Here is a 416-nt window from a genome sequence, read left to right as displayed (position 1 = left end):
ATTAAGGGCATTATGGGCAGGTAATCGCGGGATTTGGTATTCCTCTAGCAGCTTATTGAGGTGTGGTAGTTGCCCAACTTGGCTGGGGTCATGTCGATACTGATTTTGTTGATACAAGCGACTGACATCGACAAGTTTATTAGCCAGTTCCACGCCCAAAAACGGTTTGGCAATGGCATTTAAAAACGCCATATCCATGTCCACACAAAACCCAATTATCGGACGGTTTTTAAGCATTGGCAATAATTGGGTAAGCATCTCGTCATACGATAAGCCATTGTCGACATCTATCGGTCTTAATCCATGAATCACAATGGTGTCGTGGGTGGGCATCACAGGCGGACGGCATACCAATGACAGCGCGCTATCGGTATCAATCACAAACCCGTCACTTTCTTTGCGTACCTGTACTGCAC

Annotated in this window: 1 protein-coding gene; it reads right to left on the bottom strand. The window is 46.2% G+C overall.

Features of this window, described 5'->3' with window-relative positions; all coding sequences use genetic code 11:
• Positions 1-381: 3'-5' exonuclease family protein (locus J1781_RS00185; protein ID WP_217232996.1), on the bottom strand; the 381-nt coding region annotated here is incomplete at its 3' end.
• Positions 382-416 lie beyond the last annotated feature (35 nt).

It is taken from the genome of Rahnella perminowiae (genome assembly GCF_019049695.1).
GTDB lineage: Bacteria > Pseudomonadota > Gammaproteobacteria > Enterobacterales > Enterobacteriaceae > Rahnella > Rahnella perminowiae.
This window is presented reverse-complemented; position numbering and strand designations above follow the sequence as displayed.